This window comes from Rugamonas aquatica, from assembly GCF_009380215.1.
In the GTDB taxonomy this organism is placed as follows: Bacteria; Pseudomonadota; Gammaproteobacteria; order Burkholderiales; family Burkholderiaceae_D; genus Rugamonas; species Rugamonas aquatica_B.
Map to the genome: position 1 here is coordinate 192,017 of NZ_WHUG01000002.1, position 19,135 is coordinate 211,151.

Here is a 19,135-nt window from a genome sequence, read left to right on the forward strand (position 1 = left end):
ATGACGCTAGGCGGGGTGGAAGCTGCGCAGGAAATCGAGCAGCACCACGGCCGCCAGTTCGGCGTCGTCGGCCGTCATCGTCTCCAGCGGATTGTGGCTGATGCCGCCGTTGCCACAGCGGGTGAACAGCATGGCCACGTCGGTGATCGCGGCCATCGCCATCGCGTCGTGGCCGGCGCCGGAAAGGAGGTCGAAACGCGGCAGGCCGGCGCGCTCGATGGCGGCGCCGAACTGCTGCATCAGGCGCGGCGCACATGGCGCGGCCGAGGCGTCCACGATCTGCTGCATGCTCACTTCCACCTGGCGCCGCGCGCAGATTGCAGCGATGCCGTCCAATACATCCTTCACCGCAGCGAGCCGCACGGCGTCGTCGGCGGCGCGGATATCCAGCGACAGCTTGCATGCGCCGGGGATCACGTTGACCGAACCGCCCGGCACCTGCAACTGGCCCACCGTGCCGACCAGCGATGCGCCTTGCGCGCAGCGCCGCTCGACCAGCAGCACGATTTCGGCCGCCGCCGCAGCAGCGTCCTTGCGCATGTTCATCGGTGTGGTGCCTGCGTGGCTGGCCAGGCCGGTCAGCTCGACCAGGTAGCGCGAGCTGCCGGCGATCGCCGTCACCACGCCCAGTGCCAGGTCGTGCTCCAGCAGCACCGGGCCTTGTTCGATATGGACTTCGACGAAGCCGAGCAACTGCGCCGGATCGCGAGCGATGGCGGGAATGCGCGTGACATCGTGGCCGGCGGCCAGCAGCGCGTCGCGCATGGTGACGCCGTCGGCGTCGGTCTGGTCCAGCAGCGACGGGTCGAAGCGGCCCGTCACCGCGTTACTGCCCAGGAAGGTGCTCTTGAAGCGCACGCCTTCCTCTTCGGCGAATCCGACGATCTCGAAGTGGAAGGGCAGCTTCTCGCCGCGCCGATGCAGGTGGCGCACGATGGCGATGGGCAGCAGGATGCCAAGCCGGCCGTCGTACTTGCCGCCGTTGCGCACGGTGTCGTAGTGCGAACCGGTCATCAGCGTCTTCGCGCCCGGCGCGTCGGAGCAGTAGACGCCGACGACGTTGCCGACATCATCGATGCGGGTGTCCATGCCGGCTTCGCGCATCCAGTCCAGCAGCTGCGCGGCTGTCTTGCGGTGGGCGGGCGTCATGTAGGCGCAGGTCAGGTCGAAGTCCTCGTTGGTGCTGTTGTCGGTGTCGCTCCATGCGCCGAGGGTTTCGCACCACTGCATGATGGTTGGACCGAAGTCCAGCGTTATGCCCAGCAGGTCGTTCAGGCGTAGCTCGGCGATGCGCTTAATCTGGCGCAGGCACTCGGCGATTTCGTCGGTGCGCTGGTTCTTCAAACGGCGCGTGAAGGTGGCGATGATGGCGCGGCGCGTCAGCCCTTGTCCGTCCGGGCCTTTAACGGCGAGGATGAAGGGGAAGCCGAATTTGTCGTTGTAGTCCGCGTTCAGCTTGTGCAGCGTGGCGAATTCCTCGGCGCTGCACAGGTGCAGGCCGGACTTGGCTTGCTCATTGGTGGATTCCGCCGTCAGCTGGCCGGAGACGGCGGCCTTGCCTGCCAGCTCAGGGTGGGCGCGGATCAGGCCCAGTTGCTCGTCCAGCGACGCGGCGCTGACCACGGCCTGCAAGGCCAGCTTGAGCGCGGTGGCGTTGGCAAAGGGGCGCTGGGCCGCCGCCCGTTCCGGTATCCACGGCGAGTGCTCGTAAATGCCGCGCAGGCGGTCGGTGAAGGTGGCGGCGTCGCAGCCGTTTAATTCGGATAGTGTGGTCATAGCCTAGTGTAATCGCAACTGAGCCGCCCAGTTATATGCGGTATCCGCTAAGGTTTATAAGGTTTGCTATTTGCCGAGCGCCTTGGCCGCAATGGAGACTTGTTCGCGCAGCCATTTGTGCTCCGGCGCCTGGTGCACGCGTTCGTGCCACAGCTGGTAGAAGCGCATCGACGGGAACTTGACCGGCACCGTGTAGGTCTTCAGCGGCATATTGCGCTCGTAGTAGCGCACGAACTGGCGGCCGGTGGTCAGCACCAGGTCTGTCTGCGTCAGCATGTAGGGGATCAGGCCGAAGTAGGCCGATTCCACCGCCACGTTGCGCTGCAGGCCCTGGCGCTCCAGGAAGTCGTCGATGACGCCGTGGTAGCCGGGCAGGATCTGCGTCGGCGCCACGTGGGGCAGGGACAGGTAGTCGGCCAGCGTCATGTCCTCGCTGCCGGTGCGCAGCGCGTAGGGGCAGTCGGAGCGCATTACGCAGATGATCGGGTCTTCGAACAGCTTGGACATATGCAGGTGCTCGGGCGGCTCGTCCCAGTTGGCGATGACCAGGTCCATGTCGCCGTCCGACAGCAGGCGCACGTAGTCCACGCCTGGCCCCAGGCTGTGGATCTTTACGCGACTGTTGGGCGAGCCACGGCGCAGCAGCGCCACAAGGTTGGGCAGGAACTGGCTGTCCAGGTAGTCCGGCGCAGCGATGTGGAAGGTGCGCGCTTCTTCCTGCGGCACGAAGGGCGTCTTCTTCAGGAACAGGTTTTCGGTTTCGTCGAGTATGCGCTTGGCCGGTATCAGCAGGCTTTCGCCGTGCTGAGTCGGCACCATGCCGCGCGCGCCGCGCACCAGCAGCGGATCGCCCGTCAGCTCGCGCAGCTTGCGCAGCGAGGCGGAGATGGAGGGCTGCGGCTGATTCAGTTTGAGGGCGACGCGGGAGACGTTCTTCTCAACCAGCAGCAGGTAGAGGATGCGGATCAGATGCAGATCCAGGTGTTGCGGCAGGGCGGCCATGAGAGTATTTCTGTTATACGGGATTGGATATGTTTAATATACTCTAATGTTCATGTGGTCGGCGTCAAATCCGTTTATCTTCTGTAAATTAGCCACACTCTTTACCCTGAAAGCACCCATGGACTTTTTCGCCTATCTGATCCCGTATGGCCTTGAGTGGCTGAACCTGATCGTGCGCTGGCTGCATATCATCACCGGCATCGCCTGGATCGGCGCTTCGTTCTACTTCGTCTGGCTGGATAATTCGATCCGCCCGCCCGCACCAGGATCGGAGCTGGCGAAGAAGGGCGTCTCCGGCGAACTGTGGGCCGTGCACGGCGGTGGTTTCTACAACCCGCAAAAATACCTGGTGGCGCCGGCCGAGCTGCCGAAGGATCTGCACTGGTTCAAGTGGGAGGCATATTCCACCTGGCTGTCCGGCATCGCGCTGCTGACCATCGCCTACTACTTCAACGCGCAGGCGATGATGATCGATAAGTCGGTGGCCGATATCGGCAGCTGGCAGGCGATCGGCATCGGCGTCGGCACGCTGGTCGTCGGCTGGACCGTGTACGACCTGCTGTGCCGCTCGCCGCTGGGGCAGCGCGACCTGTGGTTCGGCGTGGTGGTGTTCGCGTTGATCGTCGGCGCCGCGTATGGCCTGACGCATGTGCTGAGCGGCCGCGCCGCCTACATCCATGTCGGTGCGCTGATCGGCACCATCATGGTTGGCAATGTGCTGATGCTGATTATCCCTGGCCAGCGCAAGATGGTGGAGGCCATGTCGGCCGGCCGCCTGCCCGACCCGATCCACGGCCAGAAGGCCAAGCAGCGCAGCGTCCACAATAACTACTTCACGCTGCCGGTGCTGTTCATCATGATTAGCAACCACTACGCGATGACCTACCGGAACGACCATGCGTGGCTGGTGCTGGCTTTTATCATGGCGGCCGGCGTCTTCATCCGCCACTTCTTCAACCTGCGCCACAAAGGGCGCGTCGAGTGGCGCTATCCGGCCATCGGCGTCGCGCTGCTGATCGGCGTGGCCGTGGCGATCGCGCCACCGCGCCCGGTGGCGTCGGCCGCCGCTGCCGATCCGGCGGCGCAATTCGCCAAGGTGAAAGCCGTCATCGACCAGCGCTGCGTGGCCTGCCACTCCGCGCATCCGACGCAGCCCGGCTTCGCCACGGCGCCCGCCGGCGTGATGCTCGACAGCGCGGAGCAGGTGCATCAGAACGCGGAAAAAATCTACAAGCAATCGGTGCAGCTGAAAGCCATGCCGCTTGCGAACCTGACCAATATGACCGATGCCGAACGGGCGCAGATTGCGGCCTGGTTCGAATCCGGCGCCAAGTGAGAGAACAGCGATGACGACGAAAAAAGAACAACTGGCTCAATGGATCGACGCGCACTTCGATGAAGAAGTAGGCGTGCTGCAGCAACTGCTGCGCGTGCCGACCGATACCCCGCCAGGTAACAACGCGCCGCACGCGGACATGGTGGCCGACCTGGTCAAGGCCTACGGCTGGACCGCCGAGAAGCACGCTGTGCCTGCCGATGTGGTGCAGGGCTACGGCATGGAGACCATCACCAACCTGATCGTGCGTCGTCCATACCAGGCCGGCGGCCCGACCGTGGCGCTCAACGCCCACGGCGACGTGGTGCCGCCGGGCGACAACTGGACTTATCCGCCGTATGGCGGCGTGGTGGAAAACGGCTATATCTACGGCCGCGCTGCCGCCGTCTCCAAATGCGACTTCGCCACCTACATCTTCGCCACGCGCGCGCTGGAAGCGCTGGGCGTGCCGCTGAAGGGCGGGCTGGAACTGCACTTCACGTATGACGAGGAATTCGGCGGCCTGCTGGGTCCCGGCTGGCTGCTGGAACAGAAGCTGAGCAAGCCGGACTTCGTCATCGCGGCGGGCTTCAGCTACAACATCGTCACCGCGCACAACGCCTGTTTGCAGCTTGAGATCACGGTGCACGGCAAGTCCGGCCACGGCGCGATGCCGGAAACGGGCCACGACGCGCTGCAAGCGGCCACCCGCATCCTGAACGCGATCTTCGACCAGCTGCCGGAGCTGAAGAAGGTCAAGTCGAAAATCCCGGGCATCGACTCGCCGACCATGCTGGTGGGCCGCATCGACGGCGGCACCAACACCAACGTCGTGCCGGGCAAAGTCGTGCTTAAGATGGACCGCCGCATGATTCCCGAAGAAGATCCGGTGGCGGTGGAGGCGCAGGTGCGCGCACTGATCGAGAAAGCGGTGGAAGGCCAGCCCGGCATCCGCATCGAGATCAAACGCCTGCTGCTGTCGCATGCGCTGCGTGAGCAGCCGGGCACGGAGAAGCTGGTGGCCAGCCTTCAGCAGAACGCGCAGACCTTCATCGGCGAGAAGATCCCGGCTCAAGGCACGCCGCTGTACGCGGATGCGCGTCTGTACGGCGAGCATGGCATCCCTGCGGTGCTGTACGGCGCCGGTCCGCGCAGCGTGCCCGAGTCCAACGCCAAGAAGGCCGACGAGCGCTTGCAGCTGGAAGACCTGCGCAAGGCGACCAAGGTGGTAGCATGCACGCTATTGGATTTCCTTGGAGAGTGAGATGTTTGAAAAGAAGATGATGGCCGGCTGGGGCGATATGGATTTCAACAGCCATATGCGCAACACGGCCTTCCTGGACAAGGCGGGTGATGTACGCATGCTGTTCCTGTCGGAGAACGGCTTCCCGATGAGTGAATTCATGCGCCTGAAAATCGGCCCGGTGGTGATGAAGGACGAAATCGCCTACTTCAAGGAAGTGATGCTGCTTGAAGAGATCACCGTCACGCTGGGTGTGGCGGGATTGTCGACCGATGGCAGCCGCTGGTCGCTCAGCACCGACATCATCCGCGCCGACGGCAAGCTGGCCGCGCGCGTCACCAGCACCGGCGGCTGGCTCGATCTGGCGGCCCGCAAACTGATTGCGCCACCGGCCAATCTGCTGGCCACCTGGCAGTCGCTGGGCAAGACCGCCGATTTCCAGGAACTGAACACCAGCATCAAGTAAGCGCCGCCTCGAAGCTATTTGCCTTCGTAGAACTTGCGGTGCAGCTGCGCCGGAACGCCGCGCGCCGCCAGGCGCCTGGCGGCTTCGGACAGTGATGGCGCCAGCGCCTTGTTGTCCTTCCCGAGATAGATGTACAGCGGCAGGTCTTCCACAGACACGCTGCTGTGCCCCTGCGCCAGCAGCGGCCTTGCCTCGCTGCTGATGCCGCCGTCGTCGAAGACGCAGGCGTCGTCGCGCGCGGCCAGCACCATTTGCAGACAAGCCGATTCGCTTTGCACGTCATGCGGCTGGATCGCCGGCTGCAGCGCCTCCAGCCTTTGCTGGTACAGGTAGATGCCGCGCTTGTAGCTGACCGTCTTGACCTTCTTCGCCAGCGAGTCCCAACTGGTGATGTCCTTGTCTGTGCGGGTGAAAATGCGCGTGCGCGAGATGATGAAGGGTTCGTCGAGACGAACATAGTCCGGATGCTTCTGGATATAGCCTTTGACACGGCCTACCTCGCCGACGATGGTGCCGGCGGCGAGCATCGCTTCGGAGCGCCGACCCGGCAGGTTTTGCAGCGTGCAGCGCTGCTTGCTCTCGTCGCACAGTTGCTGGAGATAGGCGCTGGCGTACAGGAACAGCGGCGAGTTCTCGTCGTGCGTGGTGCCGAATACCAGTTCCTTCCCGGCCTGCGCATGCGCGCAGCCCGCAACGGCAAGCGTTGCGGCGATCAGGAGGGTCAACTGGCGGCTTGGCATAGATACCTTTTCAAACTTCAAAATCTTCGCTCATCATAACGGATGCGGACTGTTACGTGCATCTGCCGGATTATCGTATGATATGTTCATTATTGTCCAAACGGCCAGCCAGTGTATCGATACGATTTGATCAGCTGTCACGATTGCGGCGCGCTTCACAAGCGGCGGCCGGTGCTGCCGCGCGAGAAGGCGCGCTGCGTGCGTTGCCGTTCCATCCTCTATCGCGGCATCCATTCGGACGTCAACCGCATGGCCGCCATCACGCTGGCCGCCATCTTCACCTTCCTGATCGCCCAGCTTTGCCCCATCGTTGAACTGGATGTCGGCGGCTACACCTCCAGCGCCACCTTGCTCGGCGCGATACGCGTGCTGTGGGCGGAGCAGATGCAGGTGGTGGCGACGATCGTATTCCTGTTCACGGTGTTGCTGCCGGCGGTGGAACTGGGCTCGCTGCTGTACGTGACACTGGCCTTGCGCAGCGGTGTGCGGCCGCACGGCTTCGACCACCTGTTGCGCGCCGTCGGCGCGGCGCGGCGCTGGGGCATGACAGAGGTGCTGATGATCGGCATCCTTATCACCATCGTCAAGATGACCAGCCTGGCGCAGGTGATGGTGCAACCGGGCCTGTTCGCCTTCGGCGCGTTGACGCTGATGCTGGCCATCGTAGTGTCCTTCGATCCGCAGATGTTGTGGAATATCGGCGAGCACCTGCCCGGACCGCGCAGGCCGGCGCAGGCCGAGTTCCGCTACACGCCGCGCACGCGCCTGGCCGCCTGCCACAGCTGCGGCCTGGTGGCGCAGGACCAGCCGGCCGCGCACCAGCATTGTGCGCGTTGCGGCGCCGTGCTGCACCGCCGTCGTCCCGACAGCGTGGGGCGCACCTGGGCCTTCCTGCTGGCGGCGACCATCCTCTATATTCCCGCCAACCTGCTGCCGGTGATGTACACGCACTCGCTGTTCGGCAAGGAGGACGACACCATCATCAGCGGCGTGGTCTACTTCTGGACCAGCGGTTCGCCGGCGCTGGCGGCGATCATCTTCATCGCCAGCATCGTAGTACCGGTGCTGAAGCTGGCGGCGCTGTCGCTGCTGGCGTTCACGGCGCAGCGGCGCTCGCGCTGGCGCCCCTTGCAGCGCACGATACTGTACCGGATCGTGGAGTTCGTCGGCCGCTGGTCGATGCTCGACATCTTTGTCATTACGCTGACCGTGGCGCTGGTGCGTTTCCAGTCGCTGGCAGTGATTACCGCCGGTCCCGGCGCGCTGGCGTTTTGCGCGGTGGTGGTGCTGACGATGCTGGCGTCGATGCAGTTCGACCCGCGCCTGATCTGGGATCCAATAGATTCGAATGGAGAAAACCATGCCTGAAAACGACAGCGGCGCGCCGCCGCTACCCGAGCCCCGCGTGGAGAAGGCCAATCGCTGGCTGCCTTCGCTGGTGTGGCTGATTCCGCTGCTGGCGGCGCTGATAGGGCTTGCGCTGGTGGCGAAGTCGGTGATGGACCAGGGGCCGACGGTGACGGTGAGCTTCCGCAGCGCGGACGGGCTGGAGCCGGGCAAGACCAAGGTCAAGTTCAAGGACGTGGATATCGGCCTGGTACGTTCGATTACGCTGTCGCGCGATCTGTCCAAGGTGCTGGTGACGATCGACATGAGCAAGGAGGCCGAGCGCTTCACCGTTGCCGATACGCGTTTCTGGGTGGTGCGTCCACGGGTGGGCGCGAGCGGCGTGTCCGGCCTGAGTACCTTGCTGTCTGGCGCTTACATCGGCGTTGACGCCGGCAAGGCCGAGGAGACCAAGCACGAATTCGTCGGCCTGGAGAAGCCGCCGCAAGTAGCCGGCGACGACAAGGGCACCAAGTACACGCTGCATGGCGAGAGCCTGGGTTCGATCGATGTCGGCTCGCCGATCTTCTATCGCCGCATCCAGGTCGGGCAGGTCGTGGGCTTCGATCTGGACGCAAAAGGGCATGGCGTGCAGATGACGGTGTTCGTCAATGCACCCTACGACCAGTACGTGGGCAAGAACACGCGCTGGTGGCATGCCAGCGGCGTCGATGTGCGGCTCGATTCGAACGGCTTCAAGGTCAACACGCAGTCGCTGGCGGCACTGCTGGTTGGCGGCATCGCCTTCGAGACCATGAACGGCCAGAAGCCGGATCAGCTGGCGTCGTCCGGCAGCGACTTCCCGCTGGCCGCCGACCAGGCCAGCGCGCTGCGCGAACCGGACGGCGTGCCGATTACGACGGTGCTGTATTTCGACCAGTCGCTGCGCGGCCTGTCGCCTGGTGCGCCGGTGGACTTCCGCGGCATCGTGCTGGGTGAGGTGCGCTCGGTCGGCGTGGAGTTCGATCCGGTGAAGAAGAACTTCCGCATGCCGGTGACGGTGGACATGTACCCGGCGCGGCTGGGCCGCAGCTTCCAGCAGACCGTCTCCAGCGAGCAGGATCGCAACGCCGGGCCGGTGGTGCTGGAGCGCCTGGTATCGCGTGGCCTGCGCGGCCAGCTGCGCACGGGGAATCTGCTGACCGGCCAGCTGTATGTGGCGCTGGACTTCTTCCCCAACGCGCCGCAGGCCAAACTGGATATGGCGCTGTACCCGCTGGAGGTGCCGACGGTGCCGAACAGCCTGGATGAACTGCAGACGCAGATCTCCAGCATCGCCCGCAAGCTGGATCAGGTGCCGTTCGGCGAGATCGGCAACAACCTGCGCGATACGCTGAAGAGCGCCAATGTGCTGTTCAAGCAGCTCGACGCGCAGGTGGTGCCGGAGATGAAGGATACGCTGGGCGCGGCGCGCAAGACCTTCGGCGAGGCCAATCAGCTGCTGCAAAAGGACTCGCCGGTGCAGTCCGATCTGCGCGAGGCCTTGCAGCAGCTGACGCAAACGCTGCAATCGCTGAACGCCTTGTCGGATTATCTGGAGCGTCATCCCGAGTCGCTGATACGCGGGAAGACCAGCAAGCAGGACACCAAGGGAGAACCGAAATGATGCAGCATAAAACTGTGCAGGCCATGCTGGCCATGGCGGCCGCGCTGCTATTGGCTGGCTGCGCGGCCACGCCGCCCGAGCATTTCTACAGCCTGAGTAACGGCATGGGTGTTCCCGCGCCTGCCGCCGCACCGGCCGGCTACTACATCGAGCTGCCGGCGGTGGCGGTGCCGCAGCAGGTGGCGCGCTATCAGATGGTGGTCAGCACGGAGGCGGGGCGCATCGATCTGCTGGAGCATGAGCGCTGGTCCGCGATGCCCGCGTCGGAGATCGGCCAGGCGCTGTCGCTGGCGATCACCGGCGAGCTGGGGACGGTGGACGTGTTCCGCACGCCGACCACGGATGGCGCGCCGGTCTACCGCATCAGCACCAACGTGCAGCGCTTCGAGTCCGCGCCAGGCCGGTATGCGTTGATCGATGCCGTGTGGAGCGTGCGGCTGGTCGGCAGCACGAAGGTGCTGACCTGCCGCAGCGTCGCCAACGAGCAGGTGAGCGGCGGCTACGATGCGCTGGTGGCCGGCCACCGCCGCGCCGTCACCCGCATCGCCGCCGATATCTCCAAGGCCGTGCGTGGGCTGGCCGCAGGCTCCGCGCCGGCTTGCTAGGTTTCCGAGCTTAGCGTGCGCAGATAAGCCCAGGGGTAGATGCCGCGTTCGTGTTTGTCGCTGAAGACCAGTTGAACACCGTACGCGCCGACCTGATGGATCTCGTCGATACGCACATCGGCCTGCGGCACGGCCTGCGCCGCCCCGGCCAGCAGGCGCTGCGACTGGCATACGGTGCACTTGCATTGGGCGCGCAGCAGCGCGTGCGGAAGGTGCTGCGTCTGGCCGTCATCCCAGACGATATCCAGCATACGGCCCTGCCGGTTGTTGACCAGCGTACTTGGATAGATCGCGGCCTCCATCACGGCACCTGCGCGGTTTGAATTTGCGTCAACGCCAGCCGTGCCGCCTTGCGCACTTCGGGATCGGCGTCTTCAGCGGCGACCTGCAACGCGGACAGGGCGGCGGCGGCGCGCAACTCGCCCAGCGCTAGGGCCGCTTCTTTTCGCAGATTGCTGATCGGATGGACCAGCACTTCCAGCAGCGCGCCTAGCGATGCCGCAACGCGCAACCGTCCGAGGCTGCGCGCCGCGCGCAGACGCACCTGCCAGTAGGCGTCCCCCAGCGCCACAATCAGTTCGGCGCCGGCCTGCGCCAGCCCCTGTGGCGGCAATGCCAGCTTGCCGATGGTGGTCGCCGCTTCTTCGCGCACCTGCCAGGCGCTGTCGCGCAAGCCGTCGAGCAGCGCCGCCAGCGCCGCATCGCTGCGGGCATAACCCACCGCGCCTGCCGCCGCGCGCCGCACTTCCGCATCGGCGTCCCGGCTGAGCAGGGCGGTTAGCGCCGGCAGCGCGTCCGCCTGCTTCAGGTAGCCCAGCACCGTTACCGCTTCGCGCCGCACCGCCGCATCTTCATCCGCCAGCGCGGCCAGCGCCGGTTCGAAGCTGCCGGGGGCGCGCAGCTCGCGCACCGCGCGCAGCACGGCGACGCGGACAAACGGATCGGCGTGGGCGGCATGCGGCAACAGCACGGCGGCCGAGGTTTGCTGCTTCAATTCGCTCAGACTGTGCGCGGCCGTTTCACGTACCTCGTCGTCTTCGTCGCTGAGCAGCGCGACCAGGCCGGCCACGCCTTCGGGACTCTCAAACGCTTCCAGCGCGCGCGCCGCTTCGGCCCGTACCGCGGCGTCGGCGTCGCGTAGCGTTTCCACGAACAGCAGCGCATGTTCGTCGCCGTCCCAGTCGGCCAGTTGCAGCACCGCGATGCGGCGCACCGCGCTGTCGGAATGCTGTAGTCGTTCGCGGATCTGCGCCAGCTCGGCGTCGTCGTCAAAAATGGTGCTCATGCTGTCCTTAAATGGCAAATTGCAAAGGGCGCTGTGCGTTGGCGCCCAGCGGCGACAGGCGCTCCAGCGGCAGGCCGGCGTCGGCTGGTTGCAGCAGTTGCAGGCAGCGTCGCTTGAGTCGCGTGAAGTGTTCGGACGTGACCAGCGTGGCGTCGCGCGGGCGCGCAAAGTCGATCTTGATTTCCTCGATGATGCGGCCCGGGCGCGGGCTCATGACCAGGATGCGGTCGGCCAGGAACAGCGCTTCGTCGATATCGTGGGTGATGAAGACGATGGTGGTACGGATGCGCGCCCACAGCTGCAGCAGCAGTTGCTGCATCATCAGCCGGGTTTGCGCGTCGAGCGCGCCAAAGGGCTCGTCCATCAGCATCACGCGCGGATGGTTGATCAGCACCCGGGCGATTTCCACCCGCTGCTTCATGCCGCCGGACAGCTGCGCCGGATAGTGCTGGGCGAATTCCTCCAGCCCCACCATCGCCAGCAGTTCCAGCGCGCGCCGGCGCCGTTCGGCGCGCGGCACGCCTTGCATCTTCAGGCCGAAGGCGACGTTGTCGATCACGCGCCGCCAGGGGAACAGCGTGTGGTGCTGGAACACCAGCCCGCGCTCCGCGTGCGGCCCGTCGACCGCCACACCGTCGACGCTGATGGCGCCCTTGCTCGGTTGCAGATGGCCCGCCAGCGCGCCAAGCAGCGTGGACTTGCCGCAGCCGGAAGGCCCCAGCAGGCAGACGAATTCGCCCGGCGCCACCGTCAGCGAAATGTCCTGCACCGCCTCGAATGCCTGCGCGCCGCGTCCGACCCGCAGCGACAGCCGGTCGATGGCGATCCGGCCCAATGCTCCGTTCACGTCCCTCATGTCTTCTTCTCCTGTAGATGCCACGGCATCAGCGCCTGGCCGATGCGCTTGACCAGCACACTGCTGCCCATGCCCAGCGCGCCGATCACCAGCATGCCGACCACGATGTCGGCATAGTTCTGGATCGTGTACGACGCCCAGGTGTAGTAGCCGATGCCGAACTGGCCCGAGATCATCTCCGCCGTCACCAGGCAAAACCACGCGGTGCCCATGCCGATCGACAGGCCGGTGACGATGCTGGGCGCGGCGCCCGGCAGCACCACCTCGGTGAACACCGCCCACGAACCGCCGCCCAGGCTGCGCGCCGAAGCCACCAGGCGCGGGTCGATCTGCTCCACGCCGTGCACGGTGTTGAGCAGGATGGGGAACAGCGCGCCGGTGAAGGTGATGAAGATCATCGACATCTCCGACGACGGGAACATCAGGATCGCCAGCGGTATCCACGCCACCGCCGGTATCGGCCGCAGCATCTCCAGCGGCGGCATCAGCAGGTCTTCCCAGCGCTGCCAGCGGCCGATGCACAGGCCCAGCGCGATGCCGGCCAGCGCCGCCGCCGCGAAGCCGCTGAACACGCGCCCCAGGCTGGCCTTCAGGTGGCCGAGCAGCAGCGGCGAGTGCAGCAGCGCCCACGCGGCCTGCGCCACCTCGCCCGGCGGTGGCACGTTCTGGAAAGTCAGCAGGCCGAGGTTGACGCGGCCGCCGGCGGCCCATTGCCAGGCCAGCAGGCAGGCGCCCAGTGAGGCCAGCCGCAGGCCCCAGCGCAGCGTTTCGCCGCCGTCGATGCGTGTACGTTTCATCGGTCGTCCTTATTTACTTACTTGCTGGCCAGCTGGCGATCACCGCCCGTGCCCAGTACCGCCGCGTAGTCGGCCACCTTGCCGCCGTGCTGTTTTGCCCACGCTTCGGCCGAGGCGCGGGACAGGAAGGCGCTGGTGTCGTTCTTCGCGCTGACGAACCAGGCGTCGGCGGCAAACAGTTTCAGGCCGCTGTTGCGGTCATGTGCATACACCACGCGGATTTTCTTGCCGTCTTTCTCCAGCTTGCGCACCGCGGCGAACGCCGCTTCCGCCGTGCCGTAGTGGCGCACCAGCGGCTCGCCGGCCACCCATACCTGCACCAGCCGCGAGAAATCGGTGATGGTCTTGCCGGTGGCGGCGTCCTTGGCCACCAGCGGCTGTCGGGCGTAGTTCTTCAGTTGCGCATCGTAGTCCTGGCCGACCTGTTTGAAGGCGCTGCGGATGTAGCTGTCGTCGATGAAGGTGTTCACGTCCAGGTCATTGTCGGTGCGCTTCATCAGGCGCAGCGTCTCGATCGAGGTCTTGACCGCCTGGCGGTACTCCGGCTTCCACGTGAAGTCGCGCGTCTGCAAACCGAGCGGGCCGTGGAACAGGTAATCGACTTCCGCTTCGATGCCGGTGACCTTGGCGATCAGCTCACTGTACTTCTCCGGTTCGGCCGCGATGATGCGGTCGGCCTCGATGGCCGCGCGCAGGAAGGCGGTGACGATTTCCGGGTACTTCTTCGCGTAGTCGGCGTCGACCAGGCTGCCGTGCAGCGTCGGCGCCTGCGCCTGCGAGCCGTCGAAGATCTTGCGGGCGAAGCCGCGATGCGGGAACAGTTCGGCGAACGGCACGAAGTCGGCGTGCGCTTCGATCTTGTTGCCCTGCAGGGCGGAGCCGGCCACCTCCGGCGACTGCGTGACGACGGTGATGTCCTTGTCCAGCTCCCAGCCCTGGGCCTTGATCGCCCGCAGCAGCATGCCGTGCGCGGTGGAGGCGAACGGCACCGAGATGGTCTTGCCCTTCAACTCCGCCAGCGACTGCACCGGCGACGACTTGGGCACGACGATGCCATTGCCGCTGCCTTGCACGCTGCCCGACAGCACGGTGATGAACAGGCTCTTTCTGCCGGCCTTCTCGAACGCGGCGCCGTTGAAAGAGCCGGGGAAGTCGGCCATCGAGCCCAGGTCCAGCTTACCGGCCACCATCTCGTTGGTCAGCGGCGCGCCGGAGGTGAAGTTCTTCCACTGGATGTCGTACTGCGCGTCTTTGTACTTGCCGTCGTGCGGCAGGTATTTTTCCAGCAGCTTCAATTCGCGTATCAGCAGGCCGCCGGTGGCGCAGTTGATGGTGGTGTCCTGCGTGCCGATGGCGATGCGGATGGTTTCGGCCTGGGCGGCGCCCAGGGGCAGGCTCAGCGTGCCGGCCAGCAGGGCAATCAGTTTCTGTTGCAAAGTCATGGTGTTCTCCAGTGGTTATGCTCAAATCGGGTTGCGGCGCGGCGGCTTCATCGCAGCAGGTAGGGAATATCGACCGTCACCGCGCCGGTCGGGCAGTCTTTTTCGCAGGGCATGCAGTACCAGCATTCGTCGAACTTCATGAAGGCTTTGCCTTTGCTGAAGTCGATGGCCAGCACGTCGAGCGGGCAGACGTCCACGCAGACGGTGCAGCCCTTGTCGGCGATGCACAGCTCTTCGTTGACGCGCACCGGCACGCTGCTTGGGGTATGGGCGATGGGCATGCGGTTCTCCTCAGGCAGCCAGTGGGGCCAGTGTGGCCGGCGTTGCGTCCTTGCCGATGCGCAGACGCTGGTAAGCTTGCTTTTCCTCTTCGTCGAGGGCGATCAGGTACGGTTCCAGCGGGCGCTTGAAGCAGCTCATGGCGCCGTCGATTTTTTTCAGCTGGACGTGGCACAGCCAGTCGGCGTCGTTGCGCTGTGGGTGGTCGACGCGGTTGTGGTACAGGCCCCAGCGGCTCTCGGTGCGGAACAGCGAGGCGCGCGCGGCCATCTCGGCGCAGTCGCGGATCGCGTGCACTTCCATCGCCCGCATCAGTTCATGCGGATTGGTGGCCGACAGGCGATCGAGGTCGCCGCGTATCGCTTCGAAGCGGGTCAGGCCGATCTCCATCTTGCGCGTCACCTTGGGCGGTTGAAGGTAGTCGTTGACCATGCGGCGCAGTTTGTATTCGACCTGCGACGGTGGCAGGCCGTCCGGCCGGTTCAGCGGCGCCCACACGCGGGCGCGCTCGGTCTCGACCTGGGCTTCGTCCAGTTCCGCCAGTTCGATTTCGGCGCAGCGCTCGGCGGCGGCTTCGCCGGCCAGCTTGCCGTAGACGAAGGCGCCCAGCATGTAGTTGTGCGGCACGCAGGCCAGGTCGCCGGCCGCGTACAGGCCCGGCACCGTGGTGGCGGCGCGCTCGTCGACCCACACGCCGGAGGCGGAATGGCCGCTGCACAGGCCTATCTCCGAGATGTGCATCTCCACCATCTGCTGGCGGTAGTCGGTGCCGCGTCCCTCGTGGAAACGGCCGCGGCTCGGCCGCTCGTTGGTGTGCAGGATGGTCTCGATGGCGCTGATGGTTTCCTCGGCCAGGTGGTCCAGCTTGAGGAACACCGGGCCGTTGCCGCCCTGGAGTTCGTTGTAAAACTCCTGCATCATCTGGCCGCTCCAGTAGTCGCACTCGATGAAGCGTTCGCCCTTGTTATTGGTGGTGAAGCCGCCGAACGGGCCGGTCACGTAGGCGCACGCGGGGCCATTGTAGTCTTTGATCAGTGGGTTGATCTGGAAGCACTCGATGCCGGACAGCTCGGCGCCGGCATGGTAGGCCATGCTGTAGCCGTCGCCGGCGTTGGTCGGATTTTCGTAGGTGCCGAACAGGTAGCCCGATGCCGGCAAGCCCAGACGGCCGGCGGCGCCGGTCGCCAGCACCACGGTCTTGGCGCGGATCACGTGGAAGTCGCTGGTGCGGCAATCGAAGGCCATGGCGCCGGCGATGCTGCCGTCGGCCGCGAGCAGCAGCCGCGTGGCCACCAGCCGGTTGGTGATCTCGACGCGCTGGCGTTTCAGGCGGCGGTACAGCACCTTCTTGATGTCGTGGCCTTCGGGCATCGGCAGCACATAGGTGCCCATGTGGTGCACCTTGCGCATCGCGTAGTCGCCGGTTTCGTCCTTCTCGAACTTGACGCCCCAGCGGTCCAGTTCCTCGATCATCGCGTAGCTGTTTTCGGCGTAGGCCATGACGGTCTTCTGGTTGACGATGCCGTCGTTGGCGGTGGTGATCTCCTTGACGTACTGCTCCGGCGTGGCGAAGCCGGGCACGATGGCGTTGTTCAGGCCATCCATGCCCATCGAGATGGCGCCGCTGCGCTTGACGTGGGCTTTCTCCAGCAGCAGCACGCGCAGCTGCGGATTGGCTTCCTTGGCCTTGGCGGCCGCCATCGGGCCGGCGGTGCCGCCGCCGATCACCAGCACATCGACAGTCTGGATATGGGTTTGCATGGGATGTCCTTAGGTTGGGATATCAGGGCCGGCGGGCGATCTGCAGGCGGTACTGGAAGGCGTCGCCGCGGAAGTACAGGTATTCGAAATCGAGCGGGGCGCCGTCGGCGCGGTGGGTCAGGCGCTCGATGCGCAGCACCGCGCTGCCTTGTTCGACGCGCAGCGCGTGCGCCAGCGTGTCGTCGGCCAGCATGGCGTCGACCTGCAGGTCTGCGTGGCCCAGCGTGATGCCGTAGTCGTTTTCCAGGATCAGGAAGATGTCGCGGCTGGCCAGGTCTTCGCGCAGCAGGCGCTCGCCGATGTCCGGCGCCAGGTAGGTCACTTCCAGCGAGACCGGCTCGCGGTTCAGGTGGCGCACGCGTTTGATCTCGGCGACGTCGGCGCCGGCCGGCAGCTTGAGTTGCTGCGCCACGTGGGGCGGGGCGGCGATGATTTTGTGGCTGATGACCTGGTTGTAGATCTCGTAGCCCATGCGGCTCATGGCTTCGCCGAAGCCTTCAAGCTGGGTCAGTTGCTGGAAGGCCTTGGGCTTGGCGACGAAGGTGCCTTTGCCGGGGATCTTGAAGATCACGCCTTCCTTTTGCAGGTCGTTCAGGGCCTGGCGCACGGTGATGCGGCTGACGCCGAAGATGGTGCTCAGTTCACTCTCGGCCGGCAGCTTGGCGTGGGCCGGATAGCTGCCGTCGAGGATGGAGTCGCGCAGGTTTTCCTTCACCTGCGTGTACAGCGGTATCGGAGACAGCTCAACGGTGCGGAAATTTTTCATGGCTTCACTGGTCAGGCATAACCTGTCATAACAGGTTATGAACTATCGAATGAAGCCGAGTCTATCGATAGCTTGCTGACTTGGAAACGAATGAAACCGTGCTAACTTATGCGAAAAATTAAAATGGCTGAACGTGTGGCTTGCGCTCTTTTTATTGGGGCATATATTGGTGGATACCGGTATCAAAATGGGAGACTGCCATGTATGAGAAGGTTCAGCTGTTGATGACTGAAGGAGATCAGATGGTTCGTTTGCCGCAGGACTGCCGGTTTGAGAACCCCGAGATTTATATTCATCGAGATTCCGTGACCGGCGACGTCATCTTGTCGAGCAGACCTCCGCTATCTTGGGACGAGTTCCTGGAAGAGGATGTGTCGGAAATTGTGCCTGCGGACTTTATGTCTCAAGAAGAGCGTCAGCAAGGAAAGCAGGAACGCGATCCATTTGCGGGTTTTGATGTATGAGTATGTACATGCTCGATACAAATATCGCCAGTTATATCATCCGAGGCGACCTCCCTTTGGTCACTCAGCGATTGCGCGGTGCGCCCTTGGGCAGCGTGACTGTTTCAGTAATGACTGAGGCGGAATTGCTGTATGGCGTCGCCAAACGCGGAGGCTCTGTGGGTTTGAAGCTTCGGGTGGACAAGTTTCTTCGGCTCGTGCGAGTGTTGCCATGGAATAGTGATGTAGCGTCGACGTATGCAGCTCTGCGCGTGCTTCGCGAAGCTGCCGGGGCAACGCTGGCGCCCGTAGATATGTTAATCGCCGCTCACGCGAAGGCAATCGGCGCGACGCTCGTCACCAATGACGCGGCTTTCAGTTTTCACCCATCAGGCTTAGTCTTGGAAGACTGGAGCCAGTGAGTTAGTCCACAGCCTGCATGGCTTGCTTGATCTGCTCACGCAACCAGGTGCTGGCCGGGTCGTTGTCGACGTTGGCGTGCCAGTACAGGTAGATGTCCAGCGATGGCATCTGCAGCGGGAAGGGCAGGATCTGGTTGCCGAACTGCTGGTTCACCACGCGCGCCAGGCGCTCCGGCATCGTCAGCGCCAGGTCGGTCTGGCTGACGGCGCGACAGGCGGCGAAGTAGTGCTGGCAGCGCAGCCGCACGCGCCGTTGCAATCCCAGCCGGCTCAGCTCAAAATCCTCCAGCCCCGGTCCGCGCCGGCGCGAGCTGGTTTGGATGTGCTCCAGCTTCAGGTAACCATCCAGATCCAGCGCGCCGCGCACCAGCGGATGATCGCGCCGCACCAGCACCACCGTCTGGTCGGTCGCCAGCAGCGTGCGGCGGATGTCGTTCGACAGCGGCAGCAGGATGTCGATCGCCGCGTCCAGCGTGCCGGCCGCCAGTTCGCTTTCCAGCTCGCGCCGGCCTACCTGCAAGGTGTTCAGTCCCACCGACGGCGCATCCTGCGCCACGCGCGCCATCAGCGGCGGCAGCACGCTCGCTTCCAGCACGTCGCGCAGCGCCAGCGAGAAGGCGCGTTCGCTGGTGGCGGCGTCGAAACGCTCGGCGCCGTTCAGCGTTACTTCAAAGCCGCGCAGCGATTGCCGCACCGGGTCGATGATGGAGCGGGCCAGCGGCGTCGGCACCATCACATGGCCCTGGCGCTCGAACAGCGGATCGTCGAACAACTGCCGCAAACGGTTCAGCGCATGGCTGATGGCGGGCTGCGTCAGGTTCATCTTCAGGCTGGCGCGCGTGATGCTGCCTTCGGCGTAGATTGCTTCGAAGACGATGAACAGATTGAGATCGACCTTGGATATATGCATGAGATTTATGCGGCTAAATTAAAACTATTCATTTG

At 64.6% G+C, this 19,135-nt stretch carries 20 protein-coding genes; 8 read left to right on the forward strand and 12 right to left on the reverse strand.

The features are described from left to right. Window positions 1-6: 6 nt before the first annotated feature. Window positions 7-1,776, reverse strand: a complete 1,770-nt coding sequence (locus tag GEV02_RS05120) for an allantoate amidohydrolase (protein WP_152836876.1) — start codon at window positions 1,774-1,776, stop codon at window positions 7-9. Window positions 1,777-1,842: 66 nt separating this feature from the next. Further along, window positions 1,843-2,778, reverse strand: a complete 936-nt coding sequence (locus GEV02_RS05125; RefSeq protein ID WP_152836877.1) for a LysR substrate-binding domain-containing protein — start codon at window positions 2,776-2,778, stop codon at window positions 1,843-1,845. A gap of 118 nt (window positions 2,779-2,896) precedes the next feature. Between GEV02_RS05125 and GEV02_RS05130 the strand changes: the two genes are divergently transcribed. The 3 genes from GEV02_RS05130 to GEV02_RS05140 are packed head-to-tail and all read left to right on the forward strand — an operon-like array spanning window position 2,897 to window position 5,802. After that, the gene (locus GEV02_RS05130) at window positions 2,897-4,114 is read left to right on the forward strand and encodes a urate hydroxylase PuuD (RefSeq protein ID WP_152836878.1); all 1,218 of its coding nucleotides are present in this window, start codon (window positions 2,897-2,899) and stop codon (window positions 4,112-4,114) included. A gap of 10 nt (window positions 4,115-4,124) precedes the next feature. Continuing rightward, complete coding sequence (locus GEV02_RS05135) at window positions 4,125-5,357, forward strand: M20/M25/M40 family metallo-hydrolase (protein ID WP_152836879.1); 1,233 nt, start codon at window positions 4,125-4,127, stop codon at window positions 5,355-5,357. A 1-nt stretch (window position 5,358) separates the two neighbouring features. After that, complete coding sequence (locus tag GEV02_RS05140) at window positions 5,359-5,802, forward strand: thioesterase family protein (protein ID WP_152804916.1); 444 nt, start codon at window positions 5,359-5,361, stop codon at window positions 5,800-5,802. Between the two features lie 14 nt (window positions 5,803-5,816). Here GEV02_RS05140 and GEV02_RS05145 read toward each other — a convergent pair whose 3' ends face one another. Continuing rightward, the gene (locus GEV02_RS05145) at window positions 5,817-6,527 is read right to left on the reverse strand and encodes a substrate-binding periplasmic protein (protein ID WP_174998984.1); all 711 of its coding nucleotides are present in this window, start codon (window positions 6,525-6,527) and stop codon (window positions 5,817-5,819) included. Window positions 6,528-6,653: 126 nt separating this feature from the next. Between GEV02_RS05145 and GEV02_RS05150 the strand changes: the two genes are divergently transcribed. The 3 genes from GEV02_RS05150 to GEV02_RS05160 are packed head-to-tail and all read left to right on the forward strand — an operon-like array spanning window position 6,654 to window position 10,139. Further along, complete coding sequence (locus GEV02_RS05150) at window positions 6,654-7,910, forward strand: paraquat-inducible protein A (protein WP_328595725.1); 1,257 nt, start codon at window positions 6,654-6,656, stop codon at window positions 7,908-7,910. Next, a complete protein-coding gene (locus tag GEV02_RS05155; RefSeq protein WP_152836882.1) occupies window positions 7,903-9,534 on the forward strand; it encodes a PqiB family protein in 1,632 nt (543 codons plus the stop codon). The genes GEV02_RS05150 and GEV02_RS05155 overlap by 8 nt, the downstream gene beginning before the upstream one ends. Then, window positions 9,531-10,139: a PqiC family protein gene (locus tag GEV02_RS05160; RefSeq protein ID WP_152836883.1), complete on the forward strand. Its 609-nt coding sequence runs from the start codon at window positions 9,531-9,533 to the stop codon at window positions 10,137-10,139. The genes GEV02_RS05155 and GEV02_RS05160 overlap by 4 nt, the downstream gene beginning before the upstream one ends. Here the strand turns inward: GEV02_RS05160 and GEV02_RS05165 are convergent. The 8 genes from GEV02_RS05165 to GEV02_RS05200 are packed head-to-tail and all read right to left on the reverse strand — an operon-like array spanning window position 10,136 to window position 17,325. Next, entirely contained in the window at window positions 10,136-10,441 is a 306-nt protein-coding gene (locus GEV02_RS05165; RefSeq protein WP_152836884.1) for a DUF971 domain-containing protein, read from the reverse strand. The two genes, GEV02_RS05160 and GEV02_RS05165, sit on opposite strands and share 4 nt — an antisense overlap. Then, complete coding sequence (locus GEV02_RS05170; protein ID WP_152836885.1) at window positions 10,441-11,424, reverse strand: HEAT repeat domain-containing protein; 984 nt, start codon at window positions 11,422-11,424, stop codon at window positions 10,441-10,443. Before GEV02_RS05170 ends, GEV02_RS05165 begins: the two co-directional genes overlap by 1 nt. Window positions 11,425-11,431: 7 nt before the next feature. Further along, window positions 11,432-12,280 carry an ABC transporter ATP-binding protein gene (locus tag GEV02_RS05175; protein WP_152836886.1) on the reverse strand — a complete coding sequence of 283 codons (849 nt, stop codon included), beginning with the start codon at window positions 12,278-12,280 and terminating at the stop codon, window positions 11,432-11,434. Beyond that, window positions 12,277-13,077, reverse strand: a complete 801-nt coding sequence (locus GEV02_RS05180; protein WP_152836887.1) for an ABC transporter permease — start codon at window positions 13,075-13,077, stop codon at window positions 12,277-12,279. The genes GEV02_RS05175 and GEV02_RS05180 overlap by 4 nt, the downstream gene beginning before the upstream one ends. Before the next feature lie 17 nt (window positions 13,078-13,094). Then, window positions 13,095-14,519, reverse strand: coding sequence for an ABC transporter substrate-binding protein (locus tag GEV02_RS05185; RefSeq protein ID WP_152836888.1), 1,425 nt, complete (start codon window positions 14,517-14,519; stop codon window positions 13,095-13,097). A 47-nt stretch (window positions 14,520-14,566) separates the two neighbouring features. After that, window positions 14,567-14,800 (reverse strand): 4Fe-4S dicluster domain-containing protein, encoded by a 234-nt coding sequence (locus GEV02_RS05190; RefSeq protein WP_152836889.1) that lies wholly within the window; start codon window positions 14,798-14,800, stop codon window positions 14,567-14,569. A gap of 10 nt (window positions 14,801-14,810) precedes the next feature. After that, complete coding sequence (locus GEV02_RS05195; RefSeq protein ID WP_152836890.1) at window positions 14,811-16,559, reverse strand: fumarate reductase/succinate dehydrogenase flavoprotein subunit; 1,749 nt, start codon at window positions 16,557-16,559, stop codon at window positions 14,811-14,813. A 22-nt stretch (window positions 16,560-16,581) separates the two neighbouring features. Then, window positions 16,582-17,325 (reverse strand): GntR family transcriptional regulator, encoded by a 744-nt coding sequence (locus GEV02_RS05200; protein ID WP_152836891.1) that lies wholly within the window; start codon window positions 17,323-17,325, stop codon window positions 16,582-16,584. A 200-nt stretch (window positions 17,326-17,525) separates the two neighbouring features. Between GEV02_RS05200 and GEV02_RS05205 the strand changes: the two genes are divergently transcribed. Both GEV02_RS05205 and GEV02_RS05210 read left to right on the forward strand, forming a co-directional pair. After that, a complete protein-coding gene (locus GEV02_RS05205; protein ID WP_152836892.1) occupies window positions 17,526-17,789 on the forward strand; it encodes an antitoxin in 264 nt (87 codons plus the stop codon). A gap of 8 nt (window positions 17,790-17,797) precedes the next feature. Further along, window positions 17,798-18,190, forward strand: a complete 393-nt coding sequence (locus tag GEV02_RS05210) for a type II toxin-antitoxin system VapC family toxin (RefSeq protein ID WP_235922671.1) — start codon at window positions 17,798-17,800, stop codon at window positions 18,188-18,190. A gap of 1 nt (window position 18,191) precedes the next feature. Here the strand turns inward: GEV02_RS05210 and GEV02_RS05215 are convergent, their stop codons facing one another. Continuing rightward, window positions 18,192-19,100 (reverse strand): LysR family transcriptional regulator, encoded by a 909-nt coding sequence (locus tag GEV02_RS05215; protein ID WP_152836894.1) that lies wholly within the window; start codon window positions 19,098-19,100, stop codon window positions 18,192-18,194. Window positions 19,101-19,135 lie beyond the last annotated feature (35 nt).

Coding starts and splice junctions, on each gene's coding strand:
- GEV02_RS05215 (WP_152836894.1), bottom strand. CDS start 19,100: ATGCATATATCCAAGGTCGATCTCAATCTGTTCATCGTCTTCGAAGCA.
- GEV02_RS05140 (WP_152804916.1), top strand. CDS start 5,359: ATGTTTGAAAAGAAGATGATGGCCGGCTGGGGCGATATGGATTTCAAC.
- GEV02_RS05170 (WP_152836885.1), bottom strand. CDS start 11,424: ATGAGCACCATTTTTGACGACGACGCCGAGCTGGCGCAGATCCGCGAA.
- GEV02_RS05190 (WP_152836889.1), bottom strand. CDS start 14,800: ATGCCCATCGCCCATACCCCAAGCAGCGTGCCGGTGCGCGTCAACGAA.
- GEV02_RS05160 (WP_152836883.1), top strand. CDS start 9,531: ATGATGCAGCATAAAACTGTGCAGGCCATGCTGGCCATGGCGGCCGCG.
- GEV02_RS05130 (WP_152836878.1), top strand. CDS start 2,897: ATGGACTTTTTCGCCTATCTGATCCCGTATGGCCTTGAGTGGCTGAAC.
- GEV02_RS05205 (WP_152836892.1), top strand. CDS start 17,526: ATGTATGAGAAGGTTCAGCTGTTGATGACTGAAGGAGATCAGATGGTT.
- GEV02_RS05210 (WP_235922671.1), top strand. CDS start 17,798: ATGCTCGATACAAATATCGCCAGTTATATCATCCGAGGCGACCTCCCT.
- GEV02_RS05195 (WP_152836890.1), bottom strand. CDS start 16,559: ATGCAAACCCATATCCAGACTGTCGATGTGCTGGTGATCGGCGGCGGC.
- GEV02_RS05125 (WP_152836877.1), bottom strand. CDS start 2,778: ATGGCCGCCCTGCCGCAACACCTGGATCTGCATCTGATCCGCATCCTC.
- GEV02_RS05180 (WP_152836887.1), bottom strand. CDS start 13,077: ATGAAACGTACACGCATCGACGGCGGCGAAACGCTGCGCTGGGGCCTG.
- GEV02_RS05185 (WP_152836888.1), bottom strand. CDS start 14,519: ATGACTTTGCAACAGAAACTGATTGCCCTGCTGGCCGGCACGCTGAGC.
- GEV02_RS05175 (WP_152836886.1), bottom strand. CDS start 12,280: ATGAGGGACGTGAACGGAGCATTGGGCCGGATCGCCATCGACCGGCTG.
- GEV02_RS05135 (WP_152836879.1), top strand. CDS start 4,125: ATGACGACGAAAAAAGAACAACTGGCTCAATGGATCGACGCGCACTTC.
- GEV02_RS05155 (WP_152836882.1), top strand. CDS start 7,903: ATGCCTGAAAACGACAGCGGCGCGCCGCCGCTACCCGAGCCCCGCGTG.
- GEV02_RS05200 (WP_152836891.1), bottom strand. CDS start 17,325: ATGAAAAATTTCCGCACCGTTGAGCTGTCTCCGATACCGCTGTACACG.
- GEV02_RS05120 (WP_152836876.1), bottom strand. CDS start 1,776: ATGACCACACTATCCGAATTAAACGGCTGCGACGCCGCCACCTTCACC.
- GEV02_RS05165 (WP_152836884.1), bottom strand. CDS start 10,441: ATGGAGGCCGCGATCTATCCAAGTACGCTGGTCAACAACCGGCAGGGC.